Here is an 8,402-nt window from a genome sequence, read left to right as displayed (position 1 = left end):
TTCACCGGCACCGGCGGCCGTGAACGCGCCGCGCTCCATCAGCCGACGCCACGTGAACAGCTGGTTGGCGTTCAGCCCGTGGCGGCGGGCGACGAGCGAGACGGACTGGCCGGGTAGATAGGTCTCCTCGACGAGGCGCACCTTCTCCTGCGTGGTCCAGTGCCGCCGGCGCTGGACCGAGGTGATCACCTCGACGCGTTCGGCGCGGGGCGGGTCGTTAGAACTCACCATACGGTCGGTCATAGGCACACACTTCCATAAGCGTGAGCCCCTGTCCGGTCATTTCGGGGGCTACTTCACCGCCAGAAGGGCACCCTCGCCATAGCGGCTATCACCCGTGGCCATGGTCTTGCGATAGCCCCCCTAATGGCGCATGCGTAGCCGCTCGGGCATGATGATGTCGAGCGACTGACCAACCGCCTCGGCCTCCGCGTAGCCGAAGATGCGCACGGCACCTGGGTTCCAGGCCCGGATGATGCCGTCGCGGTCGGAGGCGACAATCGCATCGGCCGATCCGGCCAAAATGGCATCGACGACGATGCGCACGAACTTTATGAGCATCCTCCCGGAAGGGGCGCCGCCCTCCGGCGGAGCGGCGCCGGTGCAGTCAGGCCGCCTGCTGCTCCAGCAGCTCGTCGGCGGGACCGAAGAACTCGAACCGAATCCGCTCGGCCGGTACGCCCTGGCGCTGGAGACCAACAACGAGGGCAGCGAGGAAGGGCTTGGGCCCGCACAGGTAGTAGGTCGCCGCCTCATGGGGAGTCTGCCGCACCAGCCACTCCGCGGTGATCAGCCCCTGCGCATCGTAGTGCTTCCCCGGCCGATCTTCCGCCACAGGCTCCGCGTAGAAGGTGTGCAGGCGCAGGTTCTCGTTGCCGACCGTCAGCTCCCGGACGCGGTCCCGCATCGCGTGCACGCGCCCGTTCTGGGCCCCGTGAACGTACCAGGTCGGGCGCCTGGGCGTGGTCCTAGCAATCGTCTCCAGCATGCTCATCATCGGTGTGAGCCCAACGCCGCCGCTCACCAGCACGACCGGATCCTCGGCCGCTCCATCGAGGAAGAAATCTCCCGCCGGCGGTGCCGCGCGCAGCACCGTTCCAGCCTTGGCTTCGTCATGCAGCCAGTTGGAGACGATGCCCGCCGGCTCGCCCGGACGGCCCTCGCGCTTGACGGTGATGCGGTAGGCCCGGTCGTTGGGCGCGCAGGAGATCGAGTAGTTGCGCTTGAGCACGCCGTGATCGGGCAAGTCGAACAGGAATCCGAGATACTGCCCAGGCTGGTGGCGTAGGACCGGGCCGCCGTCGGCTGGGACGAGGACGAAGGAGCGGATGACCTCGCTCTCGGTCGTGACGCTCTCCACCACGAACTCGCGCCAGCCGTTCCAACCGCCAGGCTTCGCCGCCAAGTCGCGGTAGATCGCGGCCTCGCGCCCGATCAGCAGCTCGGCCAGGAACCAGTAGGCCTCGCCCCAGGCCGCACAGATCTCGGGTGTCGCCGCCGCGCCGAGCACGTCACCAATGGCCCCGAGCAGGGCGTCAGCCACGAAGGGGTAGTGCTCGGGCAGAATGTTGAGCGCGACGTGCTTCTGGGCGATGCGCTCCACCGCCCCCCCGAGGACGCCGAGATTGTCGATGTTGCGCGCGTAGGCCAGGACCGCCTGCGCCAGAGCCTTGGGCTGCGACCCAGTCTCGCCGTGGTGAGACTGGTTGAAGAGGTCGCGGATCTCCGCGTTATGGAACAGGCGCTCGTACATGCGCCGGGTGATGTCCAATCCGTGCGCCTCGAGGGCGGGCACGGTGGCCTTGACGAGAGCGACGGTGGCAGGGGTGAGGGGGGTCGGCATCAGCGGCTCTCAAAGGTACATTTAACACGCACCTTCTAACTAGCTGGCTGAAAAGATGCAAGCTGAATATACCTTATCACCGTTCTGGAGCCCTCATGCGCCTAACCCGCTACACCGACTACGCGCTGCGCACCCTGATCTATCTCGGCCTGCATGAGCCCCAGCAGAGCTCGATCGCTGAGATCGCGCGGGCGTACGGCATCTCGGAGAACCATCTCACCAAGGTGGTGCATCAGCTCGGGCGCCTTGGGTTGATCCGCACGACACGAGGGCGGGGCGGCGGGCTTCGTCTCGGCAAGCTGCCTTCTGAGATCGTCGTCGGGGCGGTGGTGCGCGAGACAGAGGAGGACCTAGCGCTCGTCGAATGCTTCGCGAGCGGGGCCTGCGCGATCACAGTGTCCTGCCGGCTCCGGCGCGCGCTCGGGGAGGCCCTGGCCGCGTTTTTGGCGGTGCTGGACGGCTACACACTGGCGGACCTGCTGGGAGATGGGTCCGGTCCAGAAGTCGCACGTCTGCTGGGTCTTTCATTACCTAAGGTTGGCGAGCAAATTATGCCCGATCTGATCTGAGTAGCGGCGCCAGCTGTCTTTGTAAATATTGGACAGTTGTAAAAGTGGGCTCGAGAGCTGGCTCCGTACGCCTCCGATATTCGAGGGCGATCCGGAGGGAGTGCGGCATCGGCGCGGACGAGGTGCGCGAGTGAGCTGTGGCGCTTGCTGAGGCCGCCGAATGGGATCTCCCGGCCTCGGTGCCATAGATCTAAGACATCCTTCCGAAGGGGCTGCTCCGGCGAAGGTGCCGAACTGATCCGGCATCGCACTGGCGGTGGGTCCTTCCTGTGTCGGGCGATGCGGATGGTAGGAGGGGCCGTATCCGGCAGGCTGGACGGGAAAGCGCAGCCGCAACTTGGGGTGGTGGGGCTACGACTGAAATCTCAGCTGTAGCCTGTCCGTGCCTCTCCTGGCGTACGGGGCGTCCGAACTGGTTCTTTCCCGATACCGCAGAAACCTTCTTCTTGGCCGACGCGTGGATCGTCCGTCGACAACAGTAATCCAATGGCAGGATGGAACAAGCGCAAGGACGGCGATTTGAATCGCTTCGAAGGACAATCGCAAGATTTCCTTTGATGGACACCACGCCGGTGAGGGACCAACCCTGAACTGGCGCCCTATTGTCTGGCACGTTCCCGGAATCCGACTTTTCTACTCAAATCAAAATCAGTTAACAATATGACGTTGGTTGGCTCTGCCCTGCACACCATGATAAGTAATATGATGTCAAAAAATCTTTTTTGAACATCGTCTGACAAGCCCGCGCGGTGGAGCCTCTGGCTCCTCACACCTGAGCGAAGCCGGTTTCCGCATTGCGAAGCAATCAGTCGGAAATCGTACAAGATCACCCCGGAGAAACCCAATGAGGAAAGTCACAGCTCTCAGTGAAGCCTTGATCGTACTCGCCAGCCCGGTGCTCGCCCAAGGCCGTCCGACAGGAAGCTCTACGGCTGCTTCTGGCAACGCCGAGGAGAACAACAAGCCGCGATCGAGCGCTACTTGTGGTGGGGCTGGCGGCAGCGGGGGTCAATAATGCCGTGGTCCTCAGGCGGAACGGTTCGCGCAGTCGGCCGTTCTACAAGCGGTTCGAGTCAGCTCCTCAGCGCTGAGCGCCCGCCAAGGTCCTAACCCTCCGGCGGGCGTTCTGCCGTCTGGATTAATCGGGCGCTCGCACTACCTCAGCATAGGTCACGCCAGTCTGCCGCCTCTCGGCCGCTCGGTTGGTGTCATCGGCAGGCCGGGTCTCTAGTAATGGAGGAAACGCACCGGCCTGCCAGCCACGATATAAACCGCTTGGTCGATTGTGCACCCCTGCACTCGAAATGATACTCGCCCGCAATCTCGCGATGTCACCCCCACGTGAGGTAGGCGGGCCGGGTCTCTACGGAGGGAACAACCCGGCCCGCCGCTATTCAACCCGTCCAAGCAAGCACGCGCGTCACGGCAGTAGGAGACCAGCGGCCTCCACGAGTCGTGGTGAGGCCGCGAGCGGTCAGCACATCAGCGATGGCCTGCAACGTCGACGCTCCACCCGCCTGCGCTTCTGCGATGATGGGAGCGAGATAGGTAGCCTGTTGGTTGGCTCGCTTCTGACGCGTGTGGATGCTGGTCTGCCGGCCCTTGGCCGCGAATCGATCAATCCCAGTCTTCATGCGCCCACCGCAATAAGATCGCCTCGGCCTCTGCCGGGTCCGCCTCGTTGCGGCAGATGGTCTGCCGCGACAAGCCGGCGTCCCTTGTATTGGTCGAGATGCTGGCGCTCTAGCTTAGCATGTCCCGTATCATGCGAAGCTGCACGCGGGTGTAGGACGGATCGCGGACCTGCCTCCGCATCGAGGTGCGGCGGTTCTACTGCCTCAACCCAACCTGCCGAAGCCGAACCTTCGCCGAGACGCCTGTAGACCTCCTCGCTCCGCGCGCCCGCCGCAAGCGGTGGCTTTGCGAGGCGCAGACCAGGATAGGCCTCGCCTGCGGCGGTGCGGGCGGCGCGCGTGTCCTTGCGCACCTCTACTGCCGGCAAGCCGCGCGACCGTGCTGCGGCTCGTCACCCGCATGCCGATGCCCAACCTGCCGGCCCCACTCCGCATCGGCATCGACGATTGAGCGATCCGCAAGGGTAGCCGCTACGGCCCGACCGTCGTCGATCTCGACCGTCACCGCGTGATTGACTTCCTCCCGACCGGACTGCACACACGGTGGCCGACTGGCTCGAACGGCACTCCGACGTCGAGCTTATCGCCCGGGATTGCTCGACAGAGTATGCCCGAGGCGCCAGCCTTGGTGCTCCTTAGGCCCAGCAGATCGCCGATCAATGGCACCTGCTCACCAACATGCGGCAGGGCGTCGAACGTTGGCTCCATGGTGTCTACGCCCGGTTGCGGAACCTTCCGTCCGCCCCCGGCTCGACCGTTCGCTCTGCCCGGAGCGACCGAGCCTTTGCCCGCAACACTCCAGAGTTGGAGGCGGGTGTACCAAGCCGGATGCGATGGCAGGCGGTCTACGACGAGGCCCGCCGGCGGTATGCCGTCGGCGAGCTGCTGCTCGGGATTGCCCGTTCCATGGGGCTGGTGCGCGCCACCGTGCGCGAGTACGCGGTCGCCGAGGCCTTCCCGGCCCGACTGCCTCACGGCGCCGGGCCGAGCCTCCTTAATCCGTACATCGCATACTTGACGGTGTGGACCGACGAAGGCTGCGAGAACGCCGTGGCCCTGTGACGCGAGATCCAGGAGCAGGGCTATCCGGGAACGAGCTGGCAAGTGCATCCCTTCGTCGCCGAGCGCCGGACGAGGCCGGTCCGATCAGGCCGCAAGCCCCGCTGCGCGAGAGCCAGTGACGCGCAGCGGCCTGAGACAGAAGCTCCGTTGCCGCCCGCACGGCAGCTTGCGTGGCTGTTCGTCCAGCCGCCCTCGGCCTTGGATGAGGGCGAAGTGGCTGTGGTGAGCCGCGTCGAGCAGGACGAGACCGCACGGGCCGTCAAGCGACCGCTACTTGCACGCGTGGCCGTCGGACAGTTCCGCTCACTTCTTGGGAGAGTATAGACCAGCATTCAGCCCCGCACCAAAAAGGCGGGGCTAATTGGTTCCGATCACGCAGCCCGAAGTGATTTCAGGAACCCGCCTAGTGCGCAGCGAAGGCTCTCCGACTGCTGCGACAGGTCCGACGCTGAGACCAGCACCCGACCCGGGGCCGAGCCCGTGACTTCTGCCGCGCTCGCCACCCCAACGATGGAGCTGGTCACCTCGCCGGTGCCGGCGGCCGCCTGGGACACGTTGCGTACGATCTCCTGTGTCGCCGCCCCCTGCTCCTCGACGGCCGCCGCGATCCCGGTCGCCACCCGCGCCATTTCCTCGATGCGCCCGCCGATGCTGCCGATCGCTGCCACCGCCTGCCCGGTCGAGCCCTGGATCCGGCCGATCTGGGTGGCGATGTCCTGCGTCGCCCGCCCGGTCTGATTGGCGAGCTCCTTCACCTCCGCGGCCACGACCGCGAAACCGCGGCCGGCCTCACCGGCTCGGGCCACCTCGATGGTCGCGTTCAGCGCCAGGAGGTTCGTCTGACCGGCGATGCCGGAGATCAGGTCGACCACCTCCCCGATCTTGGCCGCCGCCGCGCTTAGCTCCCGCACCAGCGCTCCAGTCCGTTCGGCCTCCTGCACGGCTGCCTGAGCCATGGGGGCCGACCCGCTGATCTGCCGTGCGATCTCCTGCACGGACGAGCCCAGCTCCTCTGCGGCGGCGGCCACCGTATTAACGTTCGAGGACGCCTCCTCGGCCGCGGCCGCAACCGTGGTGGATTGTGCCGCAGTCTCCTGCGCCGTGCCGGCCATAGTCTGCGCGGTGCCTTGCAGCTCGCTCGCCGAGGCAGTCACGGACGCGATGATGCCGCCGACCGCCTGCTCGAAGCGGTCGGCAGTCTGCTGCATCGCAGCTTTGCGCTGTGCCTCAGCCCCGGCGCGAGCCAGTGCGGTCTCCTTTTCCAGTTCGCCGGTACGGATCAGGTTGTCCTTGAACACCTGCACGGCACCCGCCATCGCCCCAATCTCGTCCTGGCGCTCGATTCCGGGTACGGCCACGGCGGCATCCCCACTCGCAAGCCGGCGCATCGCAGCAGTCATGTTAGCGAGGGGTCGTGCGAGGCCGAACAAGCTGAACAGCATAGCCCCGAGGGACGCCACGACAGCAACCACCATGGCGAAGTAGGCTGCCTTCACCGCTCGATCGACACCGACGAGGCTGGCTTGAGCGGCAGTATCCGCCCCCCGCTTGTTGAGCGCCACGTCTTGCTGCAGGAGGTCGCCCATTTCCCTTCCGAGCTGAACGGCGCGGATGCCATTCGCCAGCAGCCTGAGCGCCTCCTCCCGCCCCCCTGCCTCGGCAGCCGAGATGATAGGCTCAAGCTCTCGGAGGTATTCATCCCAACGGATGGCGTAATGATCATAGATAACACGCTCCTCCGACGAGCTAATCAGCGGCTCGTATTCTTTGCGTACACGCATAACTTTGAGATTTTTTTCAGAGAAGTTATTTTGTTATTAACTTAGTCTGCGTATCGTTAGAAGCTACGATTAATCGATATATACCGACGCGATATTCAGGTATAAGTGTGTTAAGCCGGTGCAAAGTATCTACGGATGGCATCAAATTAGTAGCGATTTCGTTAGTATTAATCTCGATTGAGTTGAGATACCGATAGTATACCTTGTGTAGCCGATATTCAGGCGGTCAATCAGAACAAACCGATAAGGTAGAATTTTATCGAGAGGCGCATGGGTAAACCGGCGCAGTCGAGAAACTCGCTGACCGCCGCACTCGGTCCAGCAAGATTTCTAGTCATGAAAATTACAGCGATAATGATTAAGATATGCTGAACAAAAATCTCAGCGCTCTGGCCTAAGTCTCTGCGCAAACCAGCCACGCCCTCGACCGCGGCACCCCGGCGCACCTCGTTCAGGCGATGATCGGCTACACTTCGGGCACATAACTGGACGCTACCTGCATGTCCAAACAACGGAGAATGGGACGAAAGAGGGCGCATCAAAGGGTGCCTGTCGCAAACGCGAACGAATCCCCGCTTAAGGGTCGTTCGGTAGGTCTCCGGTGACATCCAAGCCGTGGCCTCAGGCGCCGAGGAGCTGTCTGCCTCCGTGTCCGAGATCAACAATCAGGTGCAGCACGCCTCAAAGATCGCTGGGCAGGCCGTCACCCAGGCGCAGGAAACCAGCACGATCGTGTCGGGCCTGAGCCAGCAGGCCACCCGAATCGGCGGTATCGTCGCTCTCATTCAGGTGATCGCGAGCCAGACGATTCTGCTGGCGCTCAACGCCACCATCGAGGCAGCACGCGCAGGTGAGGCGGAATACGGTTTCACAGTGATGGCTCAGGAGGTCAAACAACTCGCTGAGCCGACCGATGTGGTGCGCGGACGCGAAGCCATCGCGGCGGTCGCCGGCAAGTTCTTGGAGCAGTTCGGGCCGACCTTCCGGTTCAACACGGTCGGCGCGGCTGTCGGGCACCACGGGCTGAGTTCGCTGCGGTGGCAGGCTGGGCCGGACGGTGGCCCGGTCGCGGTTACCAGAACCGACGTCGCCGAAGTCGTCGGCGGCAGGATTGTGCGCCTCTGGGTGCTGCTAAACCAGCCGCAGAGTTGAGACCGCCAGCGCGTAGGTCGCCGGTCGAGCATGGCAGGCAGAATGAGGGCCGATCCGAACTCTGAACCGCTCCGGGTTTTTCGGAGGCTGGTTGGCTTGGGTCAGGCGGCCAAAGCTTGGTCGCCGCCGTGAGCATAATAGCGCGCTTCGGCCTCGGCGGGAGGGACGTTGCCGATCGGCGCGAGCAGGCGACGGTGGTTGTACCAGTCGACCCACTCCAGGATGGCGTACTCGACGGCCTCGAAGGAGCGCCACGGTCCACGTCGGTGGATGACCTCCGCCTTGAACAGGCCGTTGATCGTCTCCGCCAAGGCGTTGTCGTACGAGTCGCCGACGCTGCCGACCGACGGCTCGATGCCGG

General features: G+C 64.3%; 6 protein-coding genes and 2 pseudogenes. 3 read left to right on the top strand and 5 right to left on the bottom strand.

Translation table 11 applies throughout. From position 1 onward, the window contains the following. The 3 genes and pseudogenes from G4G93_RS35030 to hmpA form a co-directional block, all read right to left on the bottom strand. Nucleotides 1-243 (bottom strand): transposase (locus G4G93_RS35030; RefSeq protein ID WP_165090829.1); only part of this gene is annotated, 243 nt, incomplete at its 3' end. 54 nt (nt 244-297) lie between these two features. Beyond that, nucleotides 298-561: pseudogene (locus G4G93_RS35025) on the bottom strand (PAS domain S-box protein); the annotation flags it as partial. 46 nt (nt 562-607) lie between these two features. Next, entirely contained in the window at nt 608-1,843 is a 1,236-nt protein-coding gene (gene hmpA, locus G4G93_RS35020) for an NO-inducible flavohemoprotein (RefSeq protein ID WP_060850341.1), read from the bottom strand. Between the two features lie 95 nt (nt 1,844-1,938). On the opposite strand from hmpA, the gene G4G93_RS35015 reads away from it, so the two are divergent. Both G4G93_RS35015 and G4G93_RS35010 read left to right on the top strand, forming a co-directional pair. Continuing rightward, nucleotides 1,939-2,412: an Rrf2 family transcriptional regulator gene (locus tag G4G93_RS35015; RefSeq protein ID WP_060850342.1), complete on the top strand. Its 474-nt coding sequence runs from the start codon at nt 1,939-1,941 to the stop codon at nt 2,410-2,412. Between the two features lie 2,462 nt (nt 2,413-4,874). Continuing rightward, entirely contained in the window at nt 4,875-5,108 is a 234-nt protein-coding gene (locus G4G93_RS35010; protein WP_060850343.1) for a hypothetical protein, read from the top strand. Nucleotides 5,109-5,479: 371 nt separating this feature from the next. Here G4G93_RS35010 and G4G93_RS35005 read toward each other — a convergent pair. Continuing rightward, nucleotides 5,480-6,904 (bottom strand): annotated as a pseudogene (locus tag G4G93_RS35005) (methyl-accepting chemotaxis protein); the annotation flags it as partial. A 633-nt stretch (nt 6,905-7,537) separates the two neighbouring features. Here G4G93_RS35005 and G4G93_RS35000 point away from each other — a divergent pair. Then, nucleotides 7,538-8,041: a methyl-accepting chemotaxis protein gene (locus G4G93_RS35000; protein WP_395412237.1), complete on the top strand. Its 504-nt coding sequence runs from the start codon at nt 7,538-7,540 to the stop codon at nt 8,039-8,041. A gap of 101 nt (nt 8,042-8,142) precedes the next feature. Here G4G93_RS35000 and G4G93_RS34995 read toward each other — a convergent pair. Continuing rightward, nucleotides 8,143-8,402, bottom strand: a 260-nt coding sequence (locus tag G4G93_RS34995) for an integrase core domain-containing protein (RefSeq protein WP_165091696.1), incomplete at its 5' end; no start/stop codon positions are given.

The organism is Methylobacterium sp. DB0501, assembly GCF_011043735.1.
Classification (GTDB): domain Bacteria; phylum Pseudomonadota; class Alphaproteobacteria; order Rhizobiales; family Beijerinckiaceae; genus Methylobacterium; species Methylobacterium alsaeris.
This window is presented reverse-complemented; position numbering and strand designations above follow the sequence as displayed.

Bases quoted from the DNA above. Each gene is read 5' to 3' on its own strand.
- G4G93_RS35015 (WP_060850342.1), top strand. From the start codon at position 1,939: ATGCGCCTAACCCGCTACACCGACTACGCGCTGCGCACCCTGATCTAT.
- hmpA (WP_060850341.1), bottom strand. From the start codon at position 1,843: ATGCCGACCCCCCTCACCCCTGCCACCGTCGCTCTCGTCAAGGCCACC.
- G4G93_RS35010 (WP_060850343.1), top strand. From the start codon at position 4,875: ATGCGATGGCAGGCGGTCTACGACGAGGCCCGCCGGCGGTATGCCGTC.